Origin of the sequence: Roseixanthobacter finlandensis, assembly GCF_043195105.2 — a bacterium.
Taxonomy (GTDB): domain Bacteria; phylum Pseudomonadota; class Alphaproteobacteria; order Rhizobiales; family Xanthobacteraceae; genus NCEH01.
The window spans coordinates 65,656-91,648 of sequence record NZ_JBAFWO020000001.1 but is presented as its reverse complement, the minus strand read 5'-3'; the positions used below and the strand labels follow the sequence as shown (position 1 = coordinate 91,648).

Here is a 25,993-nt window from a genome sequence, read left to right as displayed (position 1 = left end):
AACCATGGACGAACGATCGGTGAGCATTCGGAAGGCAAGCCGGCTAACCAGAACGCTCCTGGTCGCACGCCCTGCAGCAGGCTATTCCGTGGTCCAGCGGCTCTTGCATTGGGGCGTGGTCCTGCTGTGCCTGACCCAGATTCCCACGTCATGGGCCATTGCCCGCACCCACATGACGCATGCCTTCATGCAGCCGGCTCCATTCGACCTCTTCCTGCACCGCGTCCACGCCTGGGGCGGCTGGCTTATTCTGGCCTTCGCAGTAGTCCGTATCGGCCTCAGATATCTTCATGGTGTCCCGCCGCTGCCAGCGGCCTCCTCGCAGATCACGCGTTGGGGGACAGCGGTTAGTCACGCGCTACTGTACGGCCTGCTCTTCGCGCTGCCCATTACCGGCACCGGCGCCATGTATGTGAACAGCGCTGCCTTTGCCCCAATCCATCGGGTTCTCACATGGTCGCTGCTCGCCGTCGCGGTCGTTCACGCCGCCGCGGCACTCTGGCACCATCTCATCCGACGCGACGAGGTTCTTCGTCGAATGATCACCGGGGTTCGAACCGCGAAATGACCACGAATGGGTCAGACGCGGTCCTGACTGGCGTCTTCTAAATCAGGACCGCTCAATACACAGGCCAGCCCCCATGGAGTCGACAATGACACGCGAGTGGAAAATCGGAACAGGCGCAATTCTACTTTCCGCTTGTTTGACACCAGCGTTCGCCGCCGATGATGACAGTCTCGTGCGAATTCTTGCGAAAGCGGATATTGCTCACAATTTTGTGGTGTATTGCGCTCAATATGATCCATCGATCATTGAAAGGACAAGAGGCAGTGTCGGCGATGCGCAACAGCTCATGCTGCACGTTCGAAGTGACGTGATCTCTGGCTTGCCTCAAGCTGAGGCGTTGGAAGTTGTGGTCCGTTCGGCGAATGCAGCGCGCATCGGTGTGTTGCTCGCTATCAGAGAGCGCTACGGACCGACGCAAAGCGAAGAAAGCGCGCGACTTGCTAACTGGTGTGAAAGATCAGCAGCGCCTTCGGTAAAAGAATTCGTCAGTAGTCACGACGATCATCATGATGCGTTTGATGCGGAAATTGCGAGGGCAAAGGAGGACCTGCAGCTCCCTAACAAACATCCTTCCTTCAAGTGAGCCAAATGAATGTAGCCGAAACGCCAGACGTGAAATTTCTCACATCGGCGGCCGCGACTCCTCACTAACGTTTAGCTTTCTGGGTGAGTGCCTCAAAGGAGATCATCGTGAGAATCTACAAACTCTTCGCCTTTGGCGCTTTCGCAATCGTTGCCACAACACCTGTCATGGCGGATTCCTATTCGCCGACGTTGGCAGGAAGGGAACGCGCGCGCCACGAGTTCCGGGATGTCCAGCGTGGGGCTTATCCGAGGGGTCCTGCGCCACAGCTGACCGCACCGGCCCAGCGAAACGTCGTGCCGGCGCCGCTGAAGAGGTTGCTCAGTTCACCGGCCGAAGGCAAGTCCAATATGTGAAAGGCCGATCTCCCTTAGAACGATGTTAAGCCGCACCCATTTCCAGGGCGCGGCTTAACTGCTCCCGATCAATCGCCGGAAAGCTGATCGCCTCTAATTACGAGGCCACGGCCACTTCGGACAATGAAGCCAGACCGCATGAGCTTGGTGAGTTCTTTTGTGACTGCCTCGCGCTGAGAGGAAATACGCAAAGCCAGTTCCTCATGCGTTGGCAGGCAGTCTATCATCAAGGTGCCGTCCGCTCCCGATTTCGCCAACCGCACCAACTCAATCTTCAAGCGGCTGTGCATCGGCAGCGTGACGGTATCGGCGAGGCGCCGGTTCACACGGCACAGCCGCCGGCACATGACGCGCATAACCGCCGTTGAAAAAGCCCCGTGCTCCACAATTGCCCGAAAAAAGCTCGCCCGATCGATGACGAACGTGTTCGAGGTCTCGGATGCCTCGACAACAAGGGGCACAATATTATCCGCAAAAGCGGCTGATTCTCCGATCAGTTCACCGCGCTCAACGTCAGTCACAAAGACGTCGATACCCTGCAGCGTTGGTATCGAAACCCGCAAGCGTCCATCCGCGACGACGTATATCACTGACGCGGTATTGGCCGAGATCTCGAAGCGTTGTGCCTTCGGAATGGTCCGCCTGTGCGCACCGAGCTGAAGGCGGGCGTCGTCCAGAAAGTCGAGGAGGGTGGTGTGACCCGGTGATTCCGAACAAGTGGGGGCTGCAAGAGAAAAGACATTCATGACACTGGCCTTGCAGGCGCGCGCGTCGACAGCGTTTCGCTCCATGCAAGCGAATGCCAGGAGGCGCGGACGCGTTCGCCCAGAGAGTTCGACAGGAGGAGATTTGGAGCGGCCAGTGCTTGTCGCACGGACCGCGTCCGTCGCACCGAAAGACGAATCGACGCTGCGGATGCATCCGCCACGCCAACGGCCCTCAGTGCCGGCTATCAGGTCAGCCGAGGCGGCCGATCCAGCGGGCTAAGCTGGGAACCGTGAACAGAGCTGTGCCCGAGACGGAACGTCAGCCGACGCACGTTCCGCACTGCGGAGATCAGATCCCTGCTAGGCCACAGCACAGCACAGCTCGTGGCGGAACAATCCGAAGGCATCAGCCCAGGATTCATCGCGGAGCCGCACGCTCCATTCTCATCTGGGCACGACAGCGCGTATTCGCGGGACAGTTCCTGTGTGGGGCTCGCGAAAACGCCGGCTCCAACGCCACTATCAAAGGCGCCATGAAACATCCCCGCAGACATTACAAGGACGGCGGTAAGCAACAAAGCAAGGTATCGACGCACTGGTAACGACATCATCAAGGCCGCCCAAGGCAGAAAAAGCCGATCGATTCGACGAAAGGCATAGAAGCCGCTAATCGAGGCGACCGTGTGTCTCTTGTCTGGCAGACCAATCGAGCGTGAACGTGGCAACGACTCGAAGCGGCCGAACCGCCGCTACTTGTCCAGGTTTCTCCTTCCGCGTCGGAATCCCTGGACCAAACAGGTCGGAACTATCAACGCGGATGGACCGCATCGCGCGAGACGACGCGGGTGCCCCCCTCCTCCCGAAGATGAACCCAGATCGATAGAATCTGCCGGCGCGTCCCGCAGAGTGACAAACGCATTTCTCGGGAAGTAAGTATACGTATGTGCATAGGGCGCGAGTATATTTACTGATGATCTCGTATGCTTGCATGTTCCGCGAACATATTCTACAATATACGAAGATTTAACCATCAATTATATTTTCACTTACACCATTTTGTGAAGCCGAATGTGAAATCCTTCACATCGCATCTGCGTCTCTTCCCGCAGTTTCCGGGCATCGCGACAGTGCTTTGAAAAAAGGAAGTTGATATGGCCCTGAGGAAGATCCTGTTCGGTGGCATGGTGGCGCTACTGTCTGCAGCACCTGCTTTCGCTGACTATTATCCGTCTACGCTTTCCCAAAAGGAGCGTGAACGTCACGAGTTTCTCGACGTCCAGAAGGAGGATTTCCCGAGCGGACAGGCGCCCGCGTATATGTCATCCATGCCGCCCGGCGATCCGCAAATGCCGACGATGACGGGTGAGGCCACGATCCCCTCCAAGCCGAGGCTCTAGCAGGCCCCGCATCGCACCACTCGGAAATCGAGCCGCGCCCTTTGTTGGCGCGGCTCAGCACTCCCGCAAAACCTATGAGTGTCGTCCTGGAGCGACGCCGCGGTCGTGTTGCGGCACCTTCGTGCGCTTATCAAAGGATCCTCACGTCACTCTGAATCTTGCTTCCAGCAGATCGACTTCCCTGACCAGCTTGCGCGCCGCCTCGTCTGTGAGGCGCCGGCTGCGAACAATGCGATAGATCTCGTCGCGTTCGGCACGCAAGCCCGCCAGGCGCAGCCTGCGTTCGATCTCGTCGATCTTCCGGGCGAGTTCGCGCTCCTCGCCAGTCTTGGAACGGCCATCGATGCGCTGGCGGTAAAGCTCCATGATCCGCGCTCCGGCATCCACGTAAAGATCGGCGTCGCTGCGTCCCTCGCCCATATCATGCTGGACCCGCTCGACGGCCCGGATCGCCGCCTCCGACGCGGCGATCCGGGCGCGGTCTTCGTCTTCCTGATGCGAAGGCTCCGGCGGCAGTTCCAGCCCCTTGAGAAGATGCGGTAGGCCGATGCTGGCGGCGACGAGCGACAGGATGATCACGCCGGCGGCCAGGAAGATGGCGAGGTCACGCGCCGGAAACGCTGTCCCGTCGGCCATCACCAGCGGCAAGGTCAGAACGCCGGCGAGCGTGATCGTTCCGCGCACGCCTGCAAGCGACATGGCGGCGATCAGACGCCAACTCGGCGTGACAAGGGCTTCACCCCGGCGCGCAGCCCGGAACAAGGTGAAACGCAGCGAGGTCCAAACCCAAAGAAGCCGCAATGCCGCAAGCGCCAGGTTGATGGAGACGACGTAGACGAGGAGCCAGGCCGGCTCGTGATGCCCGGTCTCGTGCACGACCTGCGCCGCCCCGGCCAGGATCTGAGGGAGCTGCTCGCCCAGCAGAACGAAAATGATTCCGTTGGCGGTGAACTGGACCGTGTCCCAGACGGCGCTGCGACGGACACGGGTGACGGCGAGCGCTTGTCCGGTCTGCTCCACATAACTCATGGTGATGCCGGCCGCGACCGCGGCGAGAATCCCCGAACAATGAAGACGCTCGGCCAGAAGATAGGCGGCGAAGGGGATCAGCAGACTGATCAGGATCTGCGAGCCGGTTTCTTCCCCGAATTTGCGCGAGATCCAGTTCTTCGCCTTGGTCGCCGACCAGGTCACTCCCGTGCCGATCGCGATGCCGCCGATCGCAACCCAGAGGAATGTGCCGGCGGCCTCGGCGAGGGAGAATGTACCGGTCAGGGTCGCGGCAACCGCGAAGCGCATGCAGACCAGGCCCGACGCATCGTTGAGCAGCGACTCGCCTTCGAGGATGTGCATCAGCCGCTTGGGAATGGGCACTCTGGCAGCAATGGCCGACACCGCGATCGGATCGGTGGGCGAGACGATGGCCGCCAGCGCGAAAGCAACCGCCAGCGGCATGGCCGGGATCATCCAGTTCACCAGGAAGCCGACGCCGACCACGGTGAACACGACCAGGCCGAAGGCAAGCTCCAGGATCGTGCCCTTGTCCCGGAACACACCCTCCTTGGGGATGCGCCAGCCGTCCAGGAACAGGAGCGGCGGCAGGAACAGCAGGAAGAAAATCTCCGGTTCCAGTTCGAAGCCGAGATTGGCCACCGACGCGATGACCACGCCGAGCGCGATCTGAAAAAGGGGAAGCGGTAGGGCGATCGGCGACATGCGCGCGAGCGCACCGCTGATCACAACGGCTAGCAGAAGGATCAAGGCAACTGAGATCGTCTCCACGTCTGCTCCAGTCCCGGTTGCATGGGCGCGGCCTGTCGATAGCCGGCTTCATCCCGCGCTCGGGACCGGACCCATCTCGCCTCCCACGTCGATCGGCCGCGTATGCAGGAGCCCTATGGTGAAGGTTCATGGCGGCCGTAGTGCGGATTCCGGTCGAGCGAACTCAGCCAGGGGAGGATGAAGCGCAGGTTTGTCGCACAAATGATGGTAGCGTGTCGGCGACATTTTTTCCGGCACTGGAGTTTTGGAACGGCGGCAAATGCAAGCGGTTCTGAGGTCCGGGATGCTCAAGCTGGCGCACGCCGGGTAGCTCGGCGACTCTCCGTCCGTGGGTCGGGGTTACCGTCTCGACAATCGTCTGCCGCCCGAGCCTCGCACGATCCGACACGGCAGGCCGCTACCGCTCGACCGTCGGAGTACGGCACCGAGATTGAGCTTCACCTATGACCTTTTGGCCCATCGGCGAACTTAACCTCGATCAAAGACGTGCCGTGGGGAACCGGCGACCAAGCAGGCTCGGCACGAAATGGCGCTCACGTCGCTGGCGCGCGGGCCGAACCTCGTCGAGCATTCCATAAGCACCATGGTCTCCCAAAGGCCGTAGCAAACAGCAGGATCTCGTAGAATGACCTCTGACCGGCCACATGCCCACGATCACAATGGTCATGCCGATCACGCTGGCGGCAGGCGCCAAGACGATCGTCACACCGATCCCAAGATCGTGGCAGCGGCCGGTTCCAGTCATTCCGAGCATGCCGGGCACGATCATGGTGCGATGGTCGCCGACTTCCGCCGAAGGTTCTGGGTCACACTCCTTCTCACGCCGCCGGTCCTGCTTCTGTCGCCGATGATCCAGCACTGGCTTGGCGTTGCCGAGACGCTGGCCTTTGCGGGAGATGGACTGGTTCTCTTCGCTCTTTCAACGATCGTCTATGTTTATGGGGGTTGGCCGTTTCTCACCGGCTTCCTGTCCGAGCTGCGCAAGGGGCAGCCCGGAATGATGACTCTGATCGCGCTGGCGATCTCGGCCGCCTACTTCTTCTCGGCCGCCACCACCTTTGGCTTTCCGGGAGAGCCATTCTATTGGGAGCTCGTGACTTTGGTCGCGATCATGCTTCTCGGCCACTGGGTCGAGATGCGCTCCGTGATGGGTGCATCGCGCGCGCTCGAGGAACTGGTCCGGCTGCTGCCTGACAGCGCTACGAAGATCGGCGCCGACGGCTCGATGCAAGAGGTCCCCATCTCCGCATTGCAGCCGGGCGATCGGGTTCTCGTCCGCCCGGGCGCCAAGGTGCCCGTCGACGGGAAGATCATCGAGGGGTCGTCCGGCTTCAACGAGGCGATGCTGACCGGCGAATCCCGCCCGGTTTCCAAGACCGTCGGTGCCACCGCCATCGGCGGCGCGATCAACGGCGCCAACGCCGTGACCATCGAGGTGACCGCCACGGGCGATGCCACCTATCTCGCACAGGTCATCGATCTCGTGAAGAAGGCGCAGGCGACGCGCTCCAGGACGCAGGACATCGCCAACCGTGCTGCCTCGTGGCTCACTTACATCGCCCTTACCGTAGGCTTCGGGACGCTCTTCGTCTGGTGGCTCGTTCTCGGCGCGTCGCTTGAATTCGCGCTCGAGCGCATGGTGACGGTGATGGTCGTCGCCTGCCCGCATGCGCTCGGGCTTGCCGTTCCGCTCGTCGTCGCCGTCAGCACCTCGCTCAGCGCCGGAAACGGACTTCTGATCCGTGACCGCGCGGCCTTTGAACGCGCGCGCAATCTAAATGCGGTGGTCTTTGACAAGACCGGAACGCTGACCGAGGGCCGGTTTGGCGTGAGCGACATCGTGCTGCTCGCCGGCGGTGACGAGAACGAAGAACTCGCCTTGGCGGCAGCGGCCGAGAGCCAGTCCGAGCATCCGATCGCCCACGGCATCGTCGCCGAGGCCAGGGATCGCAACTTGACCGTCCCGAAGGCAAGCGAGGTCAGCAACATCACCGGAGAGGGCATCGTCGCAAAGGTTGACGGCGCCGACATCCGTATCGTCAGCCCCGGCCACCTCGCAAGGCAGGGCAAGGCGATCGGCCACGAGCGGCTCAAGCAATTGGAGGCCCAGGGCAAGACAGTGGTCGTGCTCGTCCGCGACGGCGAGCCGCGCGCGCTGTTCGCGCTGGCCGATATCGTCCGGCAGGAATCGAAGGAGGCCATCGCCGAACTGAAGGCGCTCGGGATCAACTCCGTGATGCTCACTGGCGATGCCAAGGGGGTCGCGCAAGCGGTGTCGGACGAACTGGGCATAGCTGAATATTTCGCCGAGGTGCTGCCGGATCAGAAGTCCGAGAAGATCAAGGAATTGCAGGCGCGCGGACTGCAGGTTGCCATGGTTGGCGACGGCGTGAATGACGCGCCGGCGCTGGTCGTGGCCGATCTCGGGATCGCCATCGGCGCTGGCACTGACGTTGCCGTGGAATCGGCCGACGTCGTCCTGGTCAGAAGCGATCCGCGCGATGTGGCCGCGATCCTCGGCCTGTCACGCGCCACCTACCGCAAGATGGTACAGAACCTGATCTGGGCGACCGGATACAACGCAATTGCCATCCCGATGGCGGCCGGCATCACCTTCGGAACGGGTTTCCTGATGACCCCAGCCGTCGCCGCCGTTTTCATGTCGGCCAGCACCGTCATCGTCGCCATCAACGCGCAGTTTCTGCGGTTCTACCGGAAGAAATGAGGAACATGATCCATGCGCCTGATCCTTCCCTTGCCCGGAAACGAAATCTTCGCCCGACATCTTGCCGAGTCCGGGGGATGGGAACTGGGTGCGATCGAGACGCGCCGCTTTCCCGACGGCGAGACCTACGTTCGGATTCTCTCCAATATTGCGAACCGTCCCGTCGATCTCGTCTGCACCCTGGCGCCGCCGGATGACGGGTTCCTGCGTCTCGTTTTCGCGGCCGATGCGGCCCGGTCGCTCGGTGCGCGCGAGGTCACGCTCGTTGCGCCCTATCTCGCCTATATGCGGCAAGACCGTCGCTTTCTGCCCGGCGAAGCGGTGACCTCGAAGACCTTTGCCCGCCTCGTGTCCTCGACCTTCGACCGGTTGGTGACCGTCGACCCGCACCTTCATCGCTATGCCGCTCTTTCCGCACTCTACACGATCCCGACAGAGACGCTTCATGCCGCGCCGCTTCTCGCCGACTGGATCGCGGCTGAGGTGCAGAAGCCTCTCATCATCGGGCCGGACGAGGAAAGCGAGCAGTGGGTCTCGGCCATTGCCGCGCGCATCGGCGCACCCCATGCCGTTCTAAGCAAAACCAGGCACGGCGACCGCAGCGTCGACGTCGAGCTCCCCGACCTCTCGCAATGGAGCGGCCTCCGGCCGGTCCTCGTCGACGACATCGCGTCGTCCGGCGACACGCTCTTTGAAGCCGCATGCAAGCTTCCGCTCCAGGGGTTCGCGCGGCCCGTCTGCGCCGTCATCCATGGCCTCTTCGCCGAGGATTCCTACCAGCGCTTATTGGCCGTCGCCGACAGAATCGTTTCGAGCGATTCTGTCCTGCATGCGAGCAACGCCATCCGTCTCGCACCCCTGATAGCCGCCGCCATCTCGGCCGCCCGGAATGTCCCGCGGGATATTGTCCGCCACAGGCGGCCGGCCGAACCGCTCGATGAAGTCGAACGCGCCGGCATCGACTCCTTTCCGGCCAGCGATCCTCCGCCATGGACAAGCGGCGTCAGTCGAACGCGGACGCCGGTCCCACGACAAGGAAAAGGTGATAGCGCAACATGAGTGAAATGACATCGGACGCATTCGCGATCTGGCATAAGGGCTACGGGCCCATCGAGCACAGCGCCGAGACGGTCGAGCGTGTTGCAGCACTCGCAGCCTCGGGACACATGGCGCCCGACAGGCTCTACCGGCTGCTCGCCGCTGCCGACCGTCTGGCCTGCGCGGCGATGTGGACCGTCGTCCACATGACCTATGCCAGCCGGGTCAATCTCTCCGGCGCGCCGCTGCCGGCCGATGCGTTCAAGCCGACGCCTGAAGGCCATACCGGTGGCTCGCTCAACATGGTTCCTGCTTTTGTCGGCTATCTCACCGCCAACACGATCACCGCCAAGACCCGCTCATGGCTGATGGGGCAAGGCCATTGCGTCGCAGCGATCGAGGCCGTCAATGCGCTGACTGGCGACGTCTCGCCGACGCAGAAAGGCCGCTACGACCGGACCGAGAAGGGGCTCTCTCAGCTCGCGGCCGACTTCTATTCCTATGCGATCGATGCGGAGGGTCGCGCCGCGGTCCCGCTGGGCAGCCATGCTGGTCCCAACACCGCCGGGGCGATCTCGGAGGGAGGCTATCTTGGTTTCGCGGAGGTGCAATATGTGCACATGCCGCTTCCCGGAGAGAGTCTCATCGCCTTCCTGAGTGACGGTGCCTTCGAGGAGCAGCGCGGCTCCGACTGGACACCCCGCTGGTGGCGCGCCGAGGATTCCGGCCTCGCGATCCCCATCATGATCCTCAACGGACGCCGCATCGAGGAGCGCGCTCAGATTGACCAGCAGGGCGGGGCCGACTGGCTCGCGGCCCATCTTCGCCATAACGGCTTCGATCCCTTCGCGATCGACGGCCGCGACCCGGCCGCGTTCGCCTGGGCGATCCTCACGGCCGAGGAGCGGCTCGGACGTTTCGCCGCCGATGCCGATCACGTCTATCCCGCGCCCATCCCCTATGTGATCGCCAAGACGATCAAGGGGTTCGGCTTTCCGGGCGCCGGCACCAATGCGGCGCACAACCTTCCGATCGACGGCAACCCGTCGCGCGATGACGCGGCACGAAACGCCTTCAACGAAGCTGCAGCAGCGCTCTTCGTTCCGCTGCAAGAGATTGACCGCGCGGTCGGCGCGCTTGCCATCCACGACCCGCAGAACCGGCCGCTCGAAAGCCGCCATCCCCTCGCACTGCGAAGCCCGCCGTCACCCCAGCTCCCCGAACCCGAATGGATCCGCGTGGGCGATGCTCCGGACTGCGCCATGCATGCGCTAGACCGCTGGTTCGTGCGCGCCGTCGATGCCAATCCGGATTTACGGCCGCGGCTCGGCAATCCCGACGAGTTGCGCTCCAACCATATGGGCGCCGCGCTCGATCGTCTGCGGCATCGCGTCAACGTCGCCGAGCCCGGGGTAGCCGAAGCCGTTGATGGCGCCGTCATCACCGCGCTCAACGAGGAAGCAGTTGCAGGTGCGGCGCTCGCCAACAAAGGCGGGCTCAACCTGATCGTCAGCTATGAGGCCTTCGCCATGAAGATGCTGGGCGGCCTCCGTCAGGAGATCGTCTTCGCCCGGCGTCGTCGCGAGGTCGGTCAGGAGTCCGGCTGGATCTCGGTGCCCCTCGTCGTCACCTCCCACACCTGGGAGAACTCCAAGAATGAGCAATCGCACCAGGACCCGACGATTGGCGAGGCACTGCTCGGCGAGATGTCGGACACAGCCCGGGTGCTCTTTCCAGTCGACGCGAACAGCGCAATGGCCGCGCTGCGATCGGTCTATGACGGACGCGGCCAGGTAGCCTGCCTGATCGTATCGAAGCGCGACATGCCGCACCGGCTCGACGGCGAGGCGGCTGGCCGGTTCGTGTCCGAGGGCGCGGCCCATATCGATGGCAATCCCGGCGAAGCCGACCTGCAACTGGTGGCGATCGGGGCCTATCAGCTCGAGGAGGCGCTCAAGGCGTCACGACGCCTCTCGGCCCGTGGCCTCAAAGCCGTCGTGACGGCATTGGCGGAACCGGGTCGCTTCCGTGCGCCGCGCGACCCGATCGAGGCCGCCTTCACCGCGAGCGACGAGGATCTCGCCGCACTATTTCCCCCGCAGCTTCCCCGCGTCATCGTCACTCATACGCGGCCCGAGCCGATGCTTGGTCTGTTGAGGCGGCTGGACGGGGGACCGCTGAGAACCGCCGCGCGCGGCTATATCAGCCGGGGCGGCACGCTCGATGTCGACGGCATGCTGTTCGCCAATCGCTGCTCCTGGGCTCACCTGATCGATGCGGCGACCCCGCTTGCCGGTTGGTCACGCGACGATTTGCTCACGCCCGCCGAACGCGCCGCCGTCGACAGTAGGGGTAACCCCGCCGATCTTTTCCAACCCGCGATCTGAAGGCCACCATGCTTACGCTGACCTCGCTGGGCGGTGCCGGCACCGTCACTGGCTCGAAACATCTCCTGACTCATGATGGAAAGCGCATCCTGATCGACTGTGGCTTGTTCCAGGGCCTCAAGAACTTGCGCGAGCTGAATTGGGAGCCCTTGCCGGTCGAGCCCTCCAGCATCGACGCCGTCGTGTTGACCCATGCCCATCTCGACCATTCCGGCTATCTGCCGAAGCTGGTGCGCGACGGCTTTCGCGGCCGCATCTTCGCAACCGAGGCCACGCGCGATGTGGCCGAGCTGATCCTTAAAGACAGCGGCTATCTGCAGGAGAAGGATGCCGAATACGCCAACCGCAAGGGATTCTCGAAGCACAAGCCCGCCTTGCCGCTCTACGGCATTCGCGATGCGGAACGTGCGCTTGAGTTCTTCTCGCCCGTCCCCTTCGGTGAGACCGTTCAGCTTCCGGGCGACGCGACGCTGACATTCCGTCATGCGGGGCACATCCTGGGCGCCGCAACCGCGGACATCGGCTGGGCCGGCCGTCGCGTTGCCTTCTCCGGCGATCTCGGACGCTACGGCGATCCGGTCATGCCGGATCCCGAGCCAGTCTCGGAAGCCGACTTCATTGTCATCGAATCCACCTACGGCGATCGCATTCATAAACCGGGCGACATCACCGAGGTTCTCGGCGCGGTGATCGAGCGCACAGTCCAACGCGGCGGCACCGTCGTGATCCCGGCCTTCGCGGTCGGCCGCGCACAGTCGCTGCTCTATCATCTGTGGAAGCTGAAGACCGCCAGCAGGCTGTCGAACATTCCGATCTATCTTGACAGCCCTATGGCGATCGACGCGACCGATTTGCTTCATGCGCACCGTGCTGATCATCGCCTCACACCGGAGGTCTGCGGCGCGATCTGCGGAATTGCGACGTATACGAGAGATGTCGAAGGGTCCAAGGCGATCACGGCGAGCCCCTATCCCAAGGTGGTGATCTCGGCGAGCGGCATGGCGACCGGCGGTCGCGTGCTCCATCATCTGAAGGCTTTCGCGCCCGAACAGAAGAACACCATCCTGTTCTCCGGCTTCCAGGCCGCCGGAACGCGCGGACGTGCCATGTTGCAGGGTGCAAGCGAGATCAAGATCCACGGCCAATGGATTCCCGTTCGCGCAGAGGTCGACGATCTGACGATGCTCTCGGCTCACGCCGACGCCAACGACCTGATGCACTGGCTCTCGGGTTTCCGTCACAGCCCCTCGCGTGTCTTCATCGTGCATGGCGAGCCCGAAGCCGCTGAGGCGCTGCGCGTACGCATCGACAGGGATCTCGGATGGAGCGCGAGCGTTCCCCGTCAGGATCAGGTGTTCGATCTATGACCGCAGCCCTCGAACGGACCGACGCCCTTGCACAGCCGATGCTCCGCGCCAAGCGTCTTGGCCTGCACACCCAGCATCAGGCCGTGGTCATCATGCGCACAGACTGCCATGTCTGCCGTTCGGAGGGCCTTGCCGCACGCTCGCAGGTTCTTGTTTCGACAGGCAATCGGGAGGTGCAGGCAACGCTCTTTCAGATAGAGGGCGGCGAATTGATCGCGCTCGACGAGGTCGCTCTTTCTGAGACCGCCTGGACGATCCTCGGCATTGCGGACGGCGAAGCCGTTAAAGTCACACATGCGCCGGCGATCGAATCGTTGGCAAGCGTGCGCCGGCGCATCTACGGCAACCGCCTCGACGCATCCGCCTTCGCGGCGATTGTCAAAGACATTGTCGCCGGACGATACACCGACGTGCATCTTGCCGCATTCCTGACGGCGGGCGCCGCCTTGCCTCTGGACGAGCAGGAGACCGCCGATCTGACCGGCGCGATGGTCGAGGTTGGCGAGCGTATGCGCTGGGATGCCCCGATCGTCGTCGACAAGCACTGCATCGGCGGCCTGCCGGGCAATCGCACCACGCCGATCATTGTCGCGATCGTCGCAGCGCAGGGCCTCATCATGCCCAAAACCTCTTCACGCGCGATAACCTCGCCGGCAGGCACGGCCGATACGATGGAGACGCTCGCTCCAGTCGACCTCGACATTGCGACGCTCCGGCGCGTGGTGGAGGCTGAAGGCGGCTGCATCGCCTGGGGTGGCGCGGTGCATCTCAGTCCCGCCGACGACATCTTCGTGCGCGTCGAGCGTGAGCTCGATGTCGATACCGAAGGCCAGCTCATCGCGTCCGTGCTGTCGAAGAAAATTTCCGCGGGCTCGACCCATGTGGTGATCGATATTCCTGTCGGCCCGACCGCCAAGGTCCGCAGCGAGGAACTCGCCGGTCACCTCGCCGAACGCATGGGGGCGGTCGCCGCGCGTTTCGGCCTGACCGCGATATGTCTCCAGACCGATGGTTCACAGCCGGTCGGCCGGGGGATCGGGCCGGCGCTCGAGGCTCTCGATGTCCTGGCTGTCCTTCAAAATGCCGGCGATGCGCCGGACGATCTCAGGAGGCGCGCCGCGACGCTTGCGGGTGCAGCGCTCGAAATCGGCGGAAAAGTGGCAACGGGTGAAGGGACTCGGCTGGCGCTCGAAACGCTCTCCGACGGGCGCGCCTGGGCGAAGTTCGAAGCCATCTGTGAGGCGCAGGGCGGGATGCGGACACCTCCGACTGCGTCCAACGTCCATCCGCTTGTGGCCCCGCATGCAGGACGCATCGTCCATATCGACAATCGAAAGCTCGCCCGGCTTGCAAAACTCGCTGGAGCGCCCGAGGCCAAGGCCGCCGGCGTTCGCATGGACGTGCGGCTGGGCAACGAGATCGACAAGGGCCAGCCAATGCTTCATGTCCATGCCGAGACGCGTGCCGAACTCGCCTATGCCCTGGAATACGCCGCCCGGTCCGGCGATATCGTCAAGGTCGAGGCATGAGGCGGCAATTGGTTCTCGCCGGCGTCGTGGCAGCGCTTTGGGATCAATTCTATCGGTGCGACAAGGTGCTGCTCAGACGAACAGGCGACCGTCATGATCAGCTGCGCTGATGACGTGACTTATCCATCACGGGCCACGCCATGGACTTCTTGATCCTGCAGCTCGGTCTGGCACTTGCCATTGGCTTGCTCGTCGGCCTGGAGCGTGGGTGGCGCGAGCGCGACACGCCGGATGGCGGCCGCGCGGCGGGCATCCGAACATACGGCATCTCCGGACTGCTCGGCGGCGTGGTGGCGGCTCTCAGCGCCAGCCTTGATGCTCCCTCCATTCTGATCGCCGGCTTCCTCGCCTTCACCGCGGTCTTCGCCTGGTACAAGGCACGCGAGTCCCTCCACGATGAGGATTACAGCGTGACCGGCATCATCGCCGCGCTGGGCGTGTTCGCCTTGGGGGCGCTTGCCGTCGTCGGGGATCAGCGCGCCGCCGCCGCCGGTGGGGCCGCGCTCGCCGCGGTTCTCGCCAGTCGCGAGCTTCTGCACGGGCTTCTCAGGCGAATTTCCTGGATCGAGCTTCGTTCGGCTCTGGTGCTCGCGGTGATGACGGCGATCATCCTGCCGCTGCTGCCCGATCGAGCCGTCGATCCCTGGGGCGGCTTCAATCCCCGGCAGGTGTGGCTCTTCACCGTGCTGACGGCGGCGATCTCCTTCCTCGGCTACATCGCGGTCCGGGCTCTCGGCACGACCCGGGGTATTCTGGTCAGCGGTCTTGCCGGAGCCGTCATCTCGTCCACCGCCGTAACTCTGTCGCTGGCGCGGATCGCCAAGACCGGAACGAATCCCTGGCCGCTGGCAGGTGCCGCGATCCTCGCGGCGGGCGTATCCGTGATACGGGTCACGGCAATCGTCGCCATCGTCGCGCCGTCGGTGCTGGGCGTCGCGGGTCTGGCCATCCTGGCCGCAATCGGCGGCTTTGCGACCTGCGGCATTCTCCTCCTGCTGTCGCGCCACACCATTTCGGGCGAAGGTACGCAACCGCCGCGCAACCCCTTCGAGGTGGGGCCGCTGATGTTGTTCGCGGCGCTCTTCGCGGTCGTCTCCACCGTGAGCGCCGCTCTTTCGGTCGGAAGCAGCAGCGGGATGGTGGCGACCTCCGCCATCTCGGGAATATTCGATGTCGACGTGGCAGTGCTCAGCGCGTTGCGGCTGCTCGGACAGCCGGCAACCATGGAGGCGGTCGGACACGCCGTGCTTCTGGCGCTCGCTACGAATGCCATTGGCCGCCTGGCCGTCGCCGCCGTTGCGGGACCGGTTCGCTTCTGGCTCCCGCTGGCGGCCGCTACGGTGGTGGCCATTGCGCTCGGCTACGCTGCCTTTGCGACGCTGCCGCATTTCGAGTGGCCGGGACCGTCAGCCGTGATCGGCTCTTGAATGGACGAGGCGCGGGCATATACCGTCGTCCCGCACCCGGACCGCAGATTTGCCGAGGACGGAGCTCCGTGCCTGAAGTCGCGTCAGAACTCCCACCGTCTGCTCGATCTCATGTTGTTCGGACGGCATGATCTGAGAGCACAGTTCGGTGATCTCGGCGTCGTTGATCTCGGCTTCACGGCGCATCGGGATGGCTCCGGAATGGTGGACGGCTCCCAGCGTTTCCGCACCGAACAACGCACTACAGCGCCGGTCCGCTCCAGGCCAGCGGACCAGCGCCTGTCCTTGCCCCGAGAGAAAGGCGCGTCAGCCGGGCTGAACCTCTGCGGGATAGCCTGCCGACTTGAGCACCGCGCTGATTTGTTCGACGTCTGCCTTGCTCTCCAGCTTTACGGTCTTCAGCGCCGTGTCGACGTCAATCCTGGCGTCGACGTCGATGCTCTTGAGAGCTTTGGTGACGGTCGCAGCACAACCGCCGCAGTTCATGTTGGGGATTTTCAGATAGACCATGGCTTTTTTCCTCAATTTGGCACTCCGTGAGTGAAGGTGGTGCTTCCAACAATGGGAAGGTCAATAGGTCTGCCCGCCGAAAAAATGCACCAGTCGGCGTTGACCTTCCCATTGTTGGAAGCACCATGTTCGCGGTCAGCTGTGATTCAAGGAGCTGACGACATGCCGACCTCAACCGCATTCGCCTCTCCATCCGCAACGTTGCGGCTACGCATCGAAGGCATGACCTGCGCTTCGTGCGTGGGGAGGGTCGAGAAGGCCTTGAAGGCACTGCCAGGGGTGACGCGCGTGTCGGTCAATCTCGCGACGGAGCGCGCCGAGGTCGATTTTTCCGCACAACCCGACCCGGTTGCCGTGGTCGGCGCGGTCGAGACCGCCGGCTACGAGGTCGGTAGCGAGACGGCGGAACTCGTCGTCGAAGGAATGAGCTGTGCGTCCTGTGTCGGACGCGTTGAGAAGGTCTTGAAGGCGCTTCCCGGCGTTCTTGATGCATCGGTCAACCTCGCCACGGAGAAGGCGCGGATCCGGTATCTCGACAATTCTGTTTCCGCCTCGGATATGATTGCTGCGGTAGTAAGCGCCGGCTACGGCTCGCGTCTGGTGACGAATGGGGCGGTTGCCGAGGATCGGGAGGCCGCTCGGCGCGAGCGGGACATGCGGTCGCTGCGCAATGCGCTGCTGCTCGCGGCGGTCCTTACCGTGCCGGTCGTGGTTCTCGAAATGGGCAGCCACTTGGTTCCGGCAATCCATATTTGGGTGATGGAGACCATCGGGCAGCAGGGGAACTGGTATCTGCAGTTCGCTCTGACGACGCTGGTATTGTTCGTCCCCGGTCTGCGTTTCTTCATCAAGGGCGTCCCGGCGCTGCTGCGCGGCCGCCCTGACATGAACACGCTGGTCAGCCTCGGCACCGGAGCGGCCTGGGCCTATTCCGTGGTCGCGACCTTCGCGCCTCACCTGCTGCCGGAAGGCACCCACAACGTCTATTACGAAGCGGCGGCTGTGATCGTCGCGCTGATCCTGCTCGGCCGTTGGCTCGAGGCGCGTGCAAAAGGGCGCACGAGCGAAGCGATCAGACAGCTGATGGACCTGCAGGCAAAAACGGCGCAGGTCCTTCGCGACGGGAAAGCGGTACAGGTTGCCCTGTCCGAGGTCGTTGCCGGCGACATTGTGCAGGTGCGTCCCGGCGAGCGGGTGCCGGTCGATGGCGACGTGCTCGATGGTTCTTCCTTCGTGGACGAGTCCATGATCACGGGCGAGCCGATCCCGGTTCAGAAGGGCGCGGGCGCGGCAGTCGTCGGCGGCACGATCAACAAGACGGGCAGCATCACCTTCCGCGCCACCAAGGTCGGCGGCGACACCGTGCTGGCGCAGATCATCCGCATGGTCGAAGCCGCGCAGGGCTCCAAGCTACCTATCCAGGCGCTGGTCGACCGCGTGACCGGCGTCTTCGTGCCAATCGTCATAGGAATCGCGGCACTGACCTTCGCAATCTGGCTGGTGTTCGGTCCCGATCCGGCGCTCGCCTTCGCGCTGGTCAACGGCGTCGCTGTCCTGATCATCGCCTGCCCCTGCGCCATGGGTCTCGCTACGCCGACGTCGATCATGGTTGGCACGGGACGCGCCGCGAGGATGGGCATCCTGTTCCGCAAGGGCGAAGCGCTCCAGACGCTGAGGAGCGCGAAGGCCATCGCGCTCGACAAGACGGGCACGCTGACGAAGGGGCGGCCGGAGCTGACCGACCTTTCGCTGATCAACGGGTTCGGGGAGTCCGACGTCCTGTCTCTCGTCGCCGCCGTCGAGGAACGCTCCGAGCATCCGATTGCCGAGGCCATCGTCGCCGCCGCGAAGCTGCGCGCTCTCACCTTTGGGACCGTCCAGAACTTCGAGGCGGTTCCGGGTTTCGGCGTCGCTGCGACCGTCGATGGCCGTCAAGTCGAGATTGGCGCGGATCGCTACATGAAGAAGCTCGGTTACGACCTCGCGGAGGTCGAGCCGGTCGGCCAGAGTCTGGCGAGCCAGGGCAAGAGCCCGCTCTATGCCGCGATCGACGGCCGGCTCGCGGCAGCGATTGCCGTCGCCGATCCGATCAAGCCGACGACACGCGATTCCATCGCAGCGCTGCATCGGCTGGGGATCAAGGTAGCGATGATCACCGGCGACAACGCCAGAACCGCCACCGCCATCGCCAGGCAACTCGGTATCGACGAGGTGATGGCGGAGGTTCTGCCGGACGGCAAGGTCAAGGCGATCAAGGCGCTGCGCCAGCGCTTCGGAACCGTGGCCTTTGTCGGCGACGGCATCAACGACGCTCCGGCGCTCGCCGAGGCCGATGTGGGCGTCGCGATCGGGACCGGCACGGATGTGGCGATCGAAGCGGCCGATGTTGTGCTGATGTCAGGCGATCTGCGCGGCGTGGTCAACGCCATCGCGCTCAGCAAGGCGACGATCCGCAACATCAAGCAGAACCTGTTCTGGGCATTCGCCTACAACGCCAGCCTGATCCCGGTGGCGGCCGGCATCCTCTATCCGTTTAACGGAACGCTGCTCTCGCCGATCTTCGCGGCAGGCGCCATGGCGGCATCGAGCGTCTTCGTGCTCGGCAATGCGCTCCGTCTGAAGCGCTTCCGACCGCCGATGACCGTGGACTCCACTCCCGCGAGGCGGGCGCATCGGCCGGCGCTTGTTCCGGCCGAGTGACCCCAGCCGAGCCGCAGTAGGAGAGTTTGGAACATGAACATCGGTGAGGCAGCGAAGCGTTCGGGCGTCAACTCCAAGATGATCCGATACTATGAATCCATCGGACTTACGGAAACGGCAACCCGACAGGAATCGGGGTATCGTGACTATTCGGACAATGACGTTCATGCGCTCCGCTTTATCCGTCGGGCTCGGGACCTCGGCTTCTCTGTCAAACAGATCGGCGATCTTCTCGCGCTTTGGCGCGACCGGGATCGCAGCAGCGCCGATGTGAAGGCAATCTCCCTCCAGCACGTGCGGGACCTGCAGGACAAAAGGCAGGCCATAGAGGACATGATCGCGACGCTCAGCAACCTCGCTCAGCATTGCCATGGCGACGGACGACCAGACTGCCCGATCATCGCCAATCTCGCCGATGCGGACGTCGAACTGCGTGAGCCACAGGCCGAGAGCCGTCCGAGCAAAGCTCCCATCGCTCCCCTCGAAAGGGGCCACCTCGGACGGACGTCCACTCGTAAGGCCTGACCTTGGAAAAGCGAAGAACAAGCTTCCCGTCCTGCAGTGTCATCATCGATGGAAATAGATCGAATTGCGCCTGTGGGCGATGCCGGTCTCTTCGCCAGCTCCTTCCAGCTCGCTGCTTCATCAGCATTTCCGCAGCCGCCCTGCGCCTCGTGGAGTCTTCCCAATCGAGCGATGGCGCTAGGTCTCCGCAAGCGACTTGGCAGTGCCGGTCTGGGGGCTTGTCAGACAGTCCCCATAGCCGAACCGGTTCGCGGCTTACGCAATGTCATCGCGACAAGATAAAGCGACATGAGCGCTCCGCCGAAGCAGAAGACGGAGATATAGGCATAGGCAAAGAATGTGTATGTCACCACAAGAACACCCAGGACCAGCAAGCCAAAGACCTTTACGGCACGGTCACGCGACAACAGGAATGGAACGGTGACGAGCGCAGCGTAGATGCCATAGGTTGTTTCGCGCGTCACCACGAAGTCGAGAAGATTGACATCCTGATAGCGGACTGCCCTTTCGAGGAACGTTGTCGTCAGCCAGCCTTCATGCGCGAAATACGGCACATATTGCAGTGCGCCTAGCATGCCCCCGGCGATAGCGAAGAACAAATAGAGGCTCCGGCGCCGCCCGTGCTCGATGAAGTAGGTCGAGACCGGCGCGCCGACCGGCCAGGCGAGCCAAGTGAAGAACATGTAGGCCAGCGAATAGCGCGTCACGAGGTCCTGATCGCCCCACTGTCCGGCAGTCCATACGAGCCCTTCCGTCGCTTGCTGGAGACCGAACAGGAATGGCAGGGCAGCGATCGCGAGGTATCGCCGATCGGTCTGCCAGGCGCGATAGGTGCTCAATACTCCGGCAGGCATCAGAATCGCGGCGGCCGTGAAGCTCGCTTCTGCGGACAGGCACATCTCAGATCATAGCCTTACAGGACCTTTTTTCGAGATACTGAGATCATCCTTGAACCCTGGTCCGGCAACACCTTCAACGATCATGCGAATCGCATCATGCTCGTCTTGGGACCGAATATCACCTGCGACATGCACGATCCCGCCCTCGACGGCGACGACCGGCTGGGCTGATAGAACCGAAGCGGCTTCGGCGAGGCGTGCGACAATGGCGCGCCGCACAGCCTCGTCGCCTCGGATCTCGGCATCCGGCTTGCCGGTCGCAATGACCTTCAAGAGATCAGCCCGGCTGACGATGCCAACCAGTCGCTCCTTGCGCATGACCGGCAGGCGCTTGATGTCATGCTGGTCGATCAGCTTGGCGATCTCGTGCACAGCGGCGTTCTCGTCGATCGTGATGACATTCTTCGTCATGACATCGCCGACCTTCCAGCTCCGACTCTTCACATAGGCCCTCGCAACCGCATCGGCGTCTTGCGAGGGATTGGGGAACGCCTCTGCGGTTCCGAGCTCCGTGCGCCGCAGGAGGTCGCCCTCGGTCACAATGCCGGCAAGCAGGCCATCATCGGCAAGTACGGGGACCCCGCTCACATGTTCAGACAGCATGATCTGAGTCGCGTGCCATACACTGTGCTCTGGACTCACGGTCGTCGGCACCTCTGTCATCAGATCCTTTGCGTTCATCGTTCAGCCCACGTCCCTCTGCATTGCAGAACCCTGCGTTGATCGATCTCGGCACCTGGCCCCGCGTTCTCTACCCGGAATCGGTACAAGCAATCGTGGCCTTTTCACCGCTCGAGTCGAACCAGCGTCGGCCGCTGTGGTCAGCGCATATAGGCTTCCGTCGCATAGCGGCGCATCATGCGCTGGCTGTTGAAGGTCGCGCCGATCTTGCTGATCGACTGCTTCATCATCCAGATCCAGCGCGCCCTGTCATTGTAATAGAGCGGAAGAACGACGGACTGCAGCTTGTCGAAAAGCGCCGAGGCGTCTCCTGCTCCCGGCGGATGTCCTTCGATCGCCCATCCGGTAACTCCCTCGACCCAACCCTCGATCCACCAGCCGTCAAGGACGCTGAAGTTCAACACGCCGTTCAACGCCGCCTTCATGCCGCTGGTGCCAGAAGCCTCCAGAGGTGGAAGTGGCGTATTCAGCCATATGTCGCTGCCCGAAACCATCGCAGCGCCAAGTTTCATGTCGTAGCCGGGCAGGAATACCACGGGCACGACACCGGCAAGCCGCTCGATGTGCCGGTGAAAGCTCTCGATCAACCGGTGCCCGGGTTCATCGCGCGGGTGAGCAAGACCGGCCAGGACGACCTGGAACGGCTGGTCCTGGGCAATTGTCATCAATCGCTCGAGGTCGCTGAAAAGCAAATCCGGTCGCTTATAGGCCGTCATCCGCCGCGCAAGCCCGATAAGCGGAACATCCGCATGCATCAGCGTGCCAGTTGCATTCCTGACGTGTTCGACAAGTTCCGATTTTGCCACCTGGTGGGCGTTCCACACATCCTCATCAGCCAATTGGTCCGCAAAGGCCAGGATCTCGGGCTCGTGAGCCCAGTGCGGGAACCGCGCCACATGGAGTTCCGCCAGTGCCCGATGCGTCCACGTGTGGGCATGAACACCATTGGTGATCGAGCGTATTTGATAGCCCGGAAACATCTTCCGGGTGGTCTCTGCATGCCGCCGCGCCACGCCGTTGACATAGCCGCTCAGATTCAGGGCGAGTTGCGTCATATTGAGCCGATCCTGGCCGGCTAGCTGTTTCAACTCGTCGACTTCCAGGTAGTCGCCCAGTACGCGGTCGATGAGAGCGTAGTCGAACTTGTCAAACCCTGCCTCGACCGGAGTATGGGTCGTAAATACGCATTTTTCTCGCACCACGCCGCGATCATAGAGACTTCCGCCAGGAGCGAGATCGTCGGTCGGTCGGCGTGTTTCCCGAAGCAACTGCAGCGCAAGAAGCGCCGCATGTCCCTCGTTCAAATGGTAGGTGCGGATCGAGAAGCCGAGCGCGCGCAACGCGAGCAGGCCTCCGATCCCGAGCACGATGTCCTGCTTCAGCCGATAGGCATCGTCGCCGCCGTAGAGGCGGTCGGTTATTTTCCTGTCCTCAGCAGCGTTCTGGTCGAGGTCGGTGTCCAGCAGCAACACCGGAACGGCGTGCCCGATCGGGCATGCCAGGCGGTAGAGCCTCGGCTGGATCCAGACGCTCCGCCCCTCGATGGAAATGGCCACCATGGCGGGAAGCGGATGTGTCGAGTCCGTCGGCGTCCATGGATTCGGCTTATCGATCTGCGCGCCACCGGCGCTCAGCTCCTGGCGAACATAGCCTTCTCGACTGAGTAAGGTTACGAAGACCATCGGGAGATTCAGATCAGCCGCTGAGCGGGCCGTGTCGCCCGCCAGGACGCCAAGCCCGCCGCTATAGGTGTGAATGTCTGGACGGAGCGCGATCTCCATCGAAAAGTACGCGACAGTCGTGTGATAGAGGAAGGGTTCGAGGGCTTTCATGAAGGTCCCCTATTCCCATTCCAGCCAGACTGGCCGGATATCGCGGCAGCCCGGCATCGCACAAAGGCTCGATCGCGTCCAAACCTGCCGCCTACCATCGCCGGCCAAAGCCAGAGCACACCAAGATCACTTTTCAGTACGCACTGCCATGGACGCCCGAAGCAGCCGATGAACACTATGAGGCCTTCTTCGCAGCTGCGGCGCTTTTCAAAGCGAGTTTGCTCTCGGGTTCTGCCGATGTGACCTCGGCTTCGGCTCGCAGCCAATGCTCCAGATCGCAGCCATTCGGACTGCCTTCGCCCACCCAGATTTCATATGCGCGGTGCTCGATCTTCAGCTTGAGAGGGCTGTCGGCCGGACTTTCCTGCTCTGTGCTCATCGTCTCGTCTCTCCTTTTCCGCGCGACATCACGCCCGCCCAATACAGGTCTCCTGCGTTCCGCCGCATGTCATTGATGCAGGTTAAAGATGGCCTCGGGCTCAGCCAGCCCGATGGCCTGCCAAGCCCGACGCCGGATGCGAGGTACAGCTTCGATGCCACCCACGCCGGCGCGATCGGTGAGCCGATGCTGACGCCATGGGCTGCGTTCGAGGAACGTCGCCGGATCGGCGAACAGCGATTTCTGTACGCGTTAAATTACTCAATGCCGCCGTCGGATCCCGGCACATAGCAGCTTGCCAAGAACTGGCAGAGCGCGACGAGATCGGCGTAGCCGGCCGCATCGATCCACTTCCGGCGCACCACGAGTTCGTCGCGGAAATAGCCGAGATCGGCGATCGGCCCGGCGAAGGAGGTGAGGCCCAGCTTGAGGAAAGCGTGGAACACTTCGGGCGGCGTGCCCCAGTCCCGCCTGTCCGCCTGCGGACGATCATCAGGAATGCTCATCGGTGCCTCCGGCCGGGATTGGCCGCAGCGCCCTGAGCGCGTTTAGGATGACGGCGACGTCGATCAGTTCCTGCGTCAGCGCGCCCTGCACCGGCGGAAGGAACCCGAGGGAGGCAACAGCCATCGCCATGACCGACAGACCGATCCCGGCGATGACGCTCTGCAGCGCGATCCGCTTCGTGCGATGAGCCAGGAAAAGCGCGTCGGCCAGCCGGTCGAGCCGGTCGACAAGGAGAACGATGTCGGCCGCTTCCGAGGACGCTGCCGAACCCCGGGCGCCCATCGCGACGCCGACATCAGCCGCGGCGAGCGCAGGCGCGTCATTGACCCCGTCGCCGACCATCATCACCGCGGCGGCGGCTCGTTCGCGCAGGACGACCTCCACCTTGGCGGCCGGGTCCAGCTCACCCTGCGCGGCGTCCAGTTGCAGCCGGTGTCCGACATCCGCCACGACATCGTCGCGATCGCCGGAGGCAAGGACGATGCGGCGGATGCCGGCCTTGCGGAACGCGGCGAGCACGCCTGCGGCATCGGGGCGGATGGGGTCGGCGAGCGTGATGATGCCCGCCACGGTGCCATCCACGGCCACGGCGACCACCACGGTTCCCTGAGCGAGCCCGGTCCCCAATGCACGCGGATTGCCCGCGGCACTGCGGGAGCGGACGAAGTCGCTGCCGCCGACCACGACACGCCGGCCCTCGACGATGCCTTCGATGCCGGTGCCTGCCGTCTCCTGAGCCTCGGAAGGGCTCGACAGAACAAGCCCGCGCTCATGCGCCGCCGTCACCAGCGCCTCTGCCGTGACATGGGCCGAGGCCTGATCGAGCGAGGCAGCGAGCCGCAGGATCTCGTCCTGGTCCCAGCCTTCCACGGTCCGGATTCCGGTGACGGCGGCCCGGCCGAAAGTCAGCGTTCCGGTCTTGTCGAGAATGACCGTGCGTATCCTGGCCAGCGCTTCGAGCGCCCCGCCGTTCTTGACGAGGACGCCGCGCGCGGCCGCGCGCGACATGCCCGATATGATCGCCACGGGCACGGCCAGGATGAGCGGACAGGGGGTGGCAACGACCAGAACCGCCAAGGCGCGCAGGCGATCGCCGCTCAGCCCCCATGCCGCGCCAGCGAGAACGACCGTGAACAGCAGGAACCAGATCGCATAGCGGTCCGCCATGCGTACCATCGGCGCCTTGCTCTTCTGCGCCGTCTCGACCAGACGGACGATGTTGGCGTAGGTGCTTTCCGCCGCCTCGCGGGCCACGACGAGATCGAACGCGTCACCCACGCAGGTGGAACCACTCAGGATCTCCTCGTCGGCGAGCCTGCGTTCTGGCAACGCCTCCCCAGTGAGCGCCGCCTCGTTGAGCAGCGCTTCACCCGCCGCGACCTTCCCGTCAGCCGGGATCACCTCGCCACGGCGCACCAGAATGCGATCGCCGGGGCGAAGGCTTTCGATCGTCACCTCCTCGAGTAGATTGCCGGCATAGCGCATGGCGGTCCGCGAGACGCGCCCGAGCAGCGCCGTCATTTCTCGCCGCGCCCGGCCCTCGGCGAAACTCTCCAGTTGTTGGCCGCCAGCATACATCAACGCCACGACGTTGCCGGCGAGCGGTTCGCCGAAGGCGAGCGCCGTCGACATGGACAAGCCGGCAACGATGTCGAGCCCGATCTGGCCGCGTCGGAGGGCAGAGAAGATCTCGATGATGAGCGCCGCCAGAACGGGGAGCGTCCCTGCAGACCAGAGGCGTTCAGCCCAAGCGCCATTGTCCGTCAGAAAGGCGATCCCGCCGCCCGCCAGCCCAATAATGCGATGACGACCAGCAACAGTCTGGCGCGGGCCGTGGCCAGGCCGGTGAACAGACCCACGTCGAACCTCTGGATGGCTGGTCGCCGACTGCCACGGCGGGCGAATGCCCTTCCTTATAATCATTCTAATTAATACGCCATTCAAAAGTCGCGAACAACAGAGCCAGCAATACCGTTGATCAACAGGCTCACGATTCCCCTTTTTCATCTTCAAAACAGCCCGCCCCGAGAAAGTGTTTCAGTCCGCTGTTCGTACAACGTCCAAACGGTCGAATGCCGCGATCAGTAGATTCTT

Annotated in this window: 21 protein-coding genes and 1 pseudogene; 12 read left to right on the top strand and 10 right to left on the bottom strand. The window is 63.3% G+C overall.

Going from position 1 to position 25,993, the window contains the following annotated elements; genetic code table 11:
- The first annotated feature begins 4 nt into the window (after positions 1–4).
- The 3 genes from V5G24_RS25140 to V5G24_RS25130 all read left to right on the top strand — a co-directional run bounded on the left by V5G24_RS25140 (position 5) and on the right by V5G24_RS25130 (position 1,507).
- Complete coding sequence (locus tag V5G24_RS25140) at positions 5–568, top strand: cytochrome b (protein ID WP_394015555.1); 564 nt, start codon at positions 5–7, stop codon at positions 566–568.
- Positions 569–653: 85 nt separating this feature from the next.
- Positions 654–1,151 carry a hypothetical protein gene (locus V5G24_RS25135; protein WP_394085318.1) on the top strand — a complete coding sequence of 166 codons (498 nt, stop codon included), beginning with the start codon at positions 654–656 and terminating at the stop codon, positions 1,149–1,151.
- A 107-nt stretch (positions 1,152–1,258) separates the two neighbouring features.
- Complete coding sequence (locus tag V5G24_RS25130) at positions 1,259–1,507, top strand: hypothetical protein (RefSeq protein ID WP_394015557.1); 249 nt, start codon at positions 1,259–1,261, stop codon at positions 1,505–1,507.
- 68 nt (positions 1,508–1,575) lie between these two features.
- On the opposite strand, the gene V5G24_RS25125 is transcribed toward V5G24_RS25130, so the two are convergent.
- Positions 1,576–2,253: a Crp/Fnr family transcriptional regulator gene (locus V5G24_RS25125; RefSeq protein WP_298314269.1), complete on the bottom strand. Its 678-nt coding sequence runs from the start codon at positions 2,251–2,253 to the stop codon at positions 1,576–1,578.
- 1,112 nt (positions 2,254–3,365) lie between these two features.
- On the opposite strand from V5G24_RS25125, the gene V5G24_RS25120 reads away from it, so the two are divergent.
- Entirely contained in the window at positions 3,366–3,611 is a 246-nt protein-coding gene (locus V5G24_RS25120; RefSeq protein ID WP_298314267.1) for a hypothetical protein, read from the top strand.
- 141 nt (positions 3,612–3,752) lie between these two features.
- On the opposite strand, the gene V5G24_RS25115 is transcribed toward V5G24_RS25120, so the two are convergent.
- A complete protein-coding gene (locus tag V5G24_RS25115; protein ID WP_394085319.1) occupies positions 3,753–5,393 on the bottom strand; it encodes a Na+/H+ antiporter in 1,641 nt (546 codons plus the stop codon).
- Positions 5,394–6,018: 625 nt separating this feature from the next.
- Between V5G24_RS25115 and V5G24_RS25110 the strand changes: the two genes are divergently transcribed.
- The 6 genes from V5G24_RS25110 to V5G24_RS25085 all read left to right on the top strand — a co-directional run bounded on the left by V5G24_RS25110 (position 6,019) and on the right by V5G24_RS25085 (position 15,866).
- Complete coding sequence (locus tag V5G24_RS25110) at positions 6,019–8,118, top strand: heavy metal translocating P-type ATPase (protein ID WP_298314263.1); 2,100 nt, start codon at positions 6,019–6,021, stop codon at positions 8,116–8,118.
- Between the two features lie 12 nt (positions 8,119–8,130).
- A complete protein-coding gene (locus V5G24_RS25105; protein ID WP_298314261.1) occupies positions 8,131–9,177 on the top strand; it encodes a ribose-phosphate pyrophosphokinase in 1,047 nt (348 codons plus the stop codon).
- Positions 9,174–11,543, top strand: coding sequence for a phosphoketolase family protein (locus tag V5G24_RS25100; protein WP_298314259.1), 2,370 nt, complete (start codon positions 9,174–9,176; stop codon positions 11,541–11,543). The genes V5G24_RS25105 and V5G24_RS25100 overlap by 4 nt, the downstream gene beginning before the upstream one ends.
- A gap of 8 nt (positions 11,544–11,551) precedes the next feature.
- On the top strand, positions 11,552–12,910 hold the full coding sequence (locus tag V5G24_RS25095) for an MBL fold metallo-hydrolase RNA specificity domain-containing protein (RefSeq protein WP_394085320.1): 1,359 nt from the start codon (positions 11,552–11,554) through the stop codon (positions 12,908–12,910).
- Positions 12,907–14,439 carry a thymidine phosphorylase family protein gene (locus V5G24_RS25090; protein WP_298314256.1) on the top strand — a complete coding sequence of 511 codons (1,533 nt, stop codon included), beginning with the start codon at positions 12,907–12,909 and terminating at the stop codon, positions 14,437–14,439. Before V5G24_RS25095 ends, V5G24_RS25090 begins: the two co-directional genes overlap by 4 nt.
- A gap of 140 nt (positions 14,440–14,579) precedes the next feature.
- A complete protein-coding gene (locus V5G24_RS25085; protein WP_213375403.1) occupies positions 14,580–15,866 on the top strand; it encodes an MgtC/SapB family protein in 1,287 nt (428 codons plus the stop codon).
- Here V5G24_RS25085 and V5G24_RS25080 read toward each other — a convergent pair.
- Both V5G24_RS25080 and V5G24_RS25075 read right to left on the bottom strand, forming a co-directional pair.
- The gene (locus V5G24_RS25080; RefSeq protein WP_213375401.1) at positions 15,846–16,052 is read right to left on the bottom strand and encodes a hypothetical protein; all 207 of its coding nucleotides are present in this window, start codon (positions 16,050–16,052) and stop codon (positions 15,846–15,848) included. The two genes, V5G24_RS25085 and V5G24_RS25080, sit on opposite strands and share 21 nt — an antisense overlap.
- Before the next feature lie 120 nt (positions 16,053–16,172).
- Complete coding sequence (locus V5G24_RS25075; RefSeq protein ID WP_213375400.1) at positions 16,173–16,376, bottom strand: heavy-metal-associated domain-containing protein; 204 nt, start codon at positions 16,374–16,376, stop codon at positions 16,173–16,175.
- Positions 16,377–16,538: 162 nt separating this feature from the next.
- Between V5G24_RS25075 and V5G24_RS25070 the strand changes: the two genes are divergently transcribed.
- Together V5G24_RS25070 and cueR are read left to right on the top strand one after the other, a co-directional pair.
- Complete coding sequence (locus tag V5G24_RS25070; protein ID WP_298314252.1) at positions 16,539–19,076, top strand: heavy metal translocating P-type ATPase; 2,538 nt, start codon at positions 16,539–16,541, stop codon at positions 19,074–19,076.
- Between the two features lie 33 nt (positions 19,077–19,109).
- Complete coding sequence (gene cueR / locus V5G24_RS25065; protein WP_298314249.1) at positions 19,110–19,601, top strand: Cu(I)-responsive transcriptional regulator; 492 nt, start codon at positions 19,110–19,112, stop codon at positions 19,599–19,601.
- A gap of 221 nt (positions 19,602–19,822) precedes the next feature.
- On the opposite strand, the gene V5G24_RS25060 is transcribed toward cueR, so the two are convergent.
- From V5G24_RS25060 to V5G24_RS25035, 6 genes and pseudogenes are all read right to left on the bottom strand, one after another.
- Positions 19,823–20,500, bottom strand: coding sequence for a DUF6629 family protein (locus V5G24_RS25060; RefSeq protein WP_298314247.1), 678 nt, complete (start codon positions 20,498–20,500; stop codon positions 19,823–19,825).
- Between the two features lie 6 nt (positions 20,501–20,506).
- Entirely contained in the window at positions 20,507–21,181 is a 675-nt protein-coding gene (locus tag V5G24_RS25055; RefSeq protein ID WP_298314246.1) for a CBS domain-containing protein, read from the bottom strand.
- A gap of 140 nt (positions 21,182–21,321) precedes the next feature.
- Positions 21,322–23,013 (bottom strand): alpha-glucan family phosphorylase, encoded by a 1,692-nt coding sequence (gene glgP / locus V5G24_RS25050; RefSeq protein WP_394015561.1) that lies wholly within the window; start codon positions 23,011–23,013, stop codon positions 21,322–21,324.
- 175 nt (positions 23,014–23,188) lie between these two features.
- Positions 23,189–23,392 carry a DUF2934 domain-containing protein gene (locus V5G24_RS25045; protein WP_298307270.1) on the bottom strand — a complete coding sequence of 68 codons (204 nt, stop codon included), beginning with the start codon at positions 23,390–23,392 and terminating at the stop codon, positions 23,189–23,191.
- Positions 23,393–23,691: 299 nt separating this feature from the next.
- Positions 23,692–23,898, bottom strand: a pseudogene (locus tag V5G24_RS25040) (chromate transporter); the annotation flags it as partial.
- A complete protein-coding gene (locus V5G24_RS25035) occupies positions 23,885–25,822 on the bottom strand; it encodes a heavy metal translocating P-type ATPase (protein ID WP_394085321.1) in 1,938 nt (645 codons plus the stop codon). The gene V5G24_RS25035 and the pseudogene V5G24_RS25040, both read right to left, overlap by 14 nt.
- Positions 25,823–25,993: the final 171 nt, after the last annotated feature.

Excerpts from the sequence above, each read along its gene's own strand:
- V5G24_RS25140 (WP_394015555.1), top strand. The coding sequence starts at position 5 with ATGGACGAACGATCGGTGAGCATTCGGAAGGCAAGCCGGCTAACCAGA.
- V5G24_RS25135 (WP_394085318.1), top strand. The coding sequence starts at position 654 with ATGACACGCGAGTGGAAAATCGGAACAGGCGCAATTCTACTTTCCGCT.
- V5G24_RS25125 (WP_298314269.1), bottom strand. The coding sequence starts at position 2,253 with ATGAATGTCTTTTCTCTTGCAGCCCCCACTTGTTCGGAATCACCGGGT.
- V5G24_RS25120 (WP_298314267.1), top strand. The coding sequence starts at position 3,366 with ATGGCCCTGAGGAAGATCCTGTTCGGTGGCATGGTGGCGCTACTGTCT.
- V5G24_RS25110 (WP_298314263.1), top strand. The coding sequence starts at position 6,019 with ATGACCTCTGACCGGCCACATGCCCACGATCACAATGGTCATGCCGAT.
- V5G24_RS25105 (WP_298314261.1), top strand. The coding sequence starts at position 8,131 with ATGCGCCTGATCCTTCCCTTGCCCGGAAACGAAATCTTCGCCCGACAT.
- V5G24_RS25100 (WP_298314259.1), top strand. The coding sequence starts at position 9,174 with ATGAGTGAAATGACATCGGACGCATTCGCGATCTGGCATAAGGGCTAC.
- V5G24_RS25095 (WP_394085320.1), top strand. The coding sequence starts at position 11,552 with ATGCTTACGCTGACCTCGCTGGGCGGTGCCGGCACCGTCACTGGCTCG.
- V5G24_RS25090 (WP_298314256.1), top strand. The coding sequence starts at position 12,907 with ATGACCGCAGCCCTCGAACGGACCGACGCCCTTGCACAGCCGATGCTC.
- V5G24_RS25085 (WP_213375403.1), top strand. The coding sequence starts at position 14,580 with ATGGACTTCTTGATCCTGCAGCTCGGTCTGGCACTTGCCATTGGCTTG.
- V5G24_RS25080 (WP_213375401.1), bottom strand. The coding sequence starts at position 16,052 with ATGCGCCGTGAAGCCGAGATCAACGACGCCGAGATCACCGAACTGTGC.
- V5G24_RS25075 (WP_213375400.1), bottom strand. The coding sequence starts at position 16,376 with ATGGTCTATCTGAAAATCCCCAACATGAACTGCGGCGGTTGTGCTGCG.
- V5G24_RS25070 (WP_298314252.1), top strand. The coding sequence starts at position 16,539 with ATGCCGACCTCAACCGCATTCGCCTCTCCATCCGCAACGTTGCGGCTA.
- cueR (WP_298314249.1), top strand. The coding sequence starts at position 19,110 with ATGAACATCGGTGAGGCAGCGAAGCGTTCGGGCGTCAACTCCAAGATG.
- V5G24_RS25060 (WP_298314247.1), bottom strand. The coding sequence starts at position 20,500 with ATGTGCCTGTCCGCAGAAGCGAGCTTCACGGCCGCCGCGATTCTGATG.
- V5G24_RS25055 (WP_298314246.1), bottom strand. The coding sequence starts at position 21,181 with ATGAACGCAAAGGATCTGATGACAGAGGTGCCGACGACCGTGAGTCCA.
- glgP (WP_394015561.1), bottom strand. The coding sequence starts at position 23,013 with ATGAAAGCCCTCGAACCCTTCCTCTATCACACGACTGTCGCGTACTTT.
- V5G24_RS25045 (WP_298307270.1), bottom strand. The coding sequence starts at position 23,392 with ATGAGCACAGAGCAGGAAAGTCCGGCCGACAGCCCTCTCAAGCTGAAG.
- V5G24_RS25035 (WP_394085321.1), bottom strand. The coding sequence starts at position 25,822 with ATGATTATAAGGAAGGGCATTCGCCCGCCGTGGCAGTCGGCGACCAGC.